The organism is Dellaglioa sp. CoH-55-MRSF-9 (genome assembly GCF_056782155.1).
The window spans coordinates 1-486 of sequence record NZ_JBXAYG010000024.1; the positions used below are offsets into that span (position 1 = coordinate 1).

Consider the following 486-nt stretch of genomic DNA (forward strand, 5'->3'; position numbering starts at 1 on the left):
GGAAATAGCTCAGCTTGGTAGAGCACCTGGTTTGGGACCAGGGGGTCGCAGGTTCGAATCCTGTTTTCCCGATTAATAGATTGCCAAAATTTATTATGTGTTTTTATTTTATGGCGGCGTAGCTCAGCTGGCTAGAGCGTCCGGTTCATACCCGGGAGGTCAGGGGTTCGATCCCCTTCACCGCTATTTTCTACGTAAGAAGCTTGGACCTTTAGCTCAGTTGGTTAGAGCAGACGGCTCATAACCGCCCGGTCGTAGGTTCGAGTCCTACAAGGTCCATTACTTGTAGCTGATTCAAGTAGATTTTTAATTTTTTATGGAGGATTACCCAAGTCTGGCTGAAGGGAACGGTCTTGAAAACCGTCAGGTGGGTCAAACCACGCAAGAGTTCGAATCTCTTATCCTCCTTTTTAATATTATCGCGGGATGGAGCAGTCTGGTAGCTCGTCGGGCTCATAACCCGAAGGTCGTAGGTTCAAATCCTGC

General features: G+C 48.1%; 4 tRNA genes. All 4 read left to right on the plus strand.

From position 1 onward, the window contains the following. The 4 genes from AC1RPV_RS07625 to AC1RPV_RS07640 all read left to right on the plus strand — a co-directional run bounded on the left by AC1RPV_RS07625 (position 1) and on the right by AC1RPV_RS07640 (position 408). Positions 1–72: transfer RNA gene (locus AC1RPV_RS07625), tRNA-Pro, on the plus strand. A 40-nt stretch (positions 73–112) separates the two neighbouring features. Continuing rightward, positions 113–186: transfer RNA gene (locus AC1RPV_RS07630), tRNA-Met, on the plus strand. Between the two features lie 19 nt (positions 187–205). Further along, positions 206–279, plus strand: a tRNA-Ile gene (locus AC1RPV_RS07635). A 39-nt stretch (positions 280–318) separates the two neighbouring features. Further along, a tRNA-Ser gene (locus AC1RPV_RS07640) sits at positions 319–408 on the plus strand. Positions 409–486 lie beyond the last annotated feature (78 nt).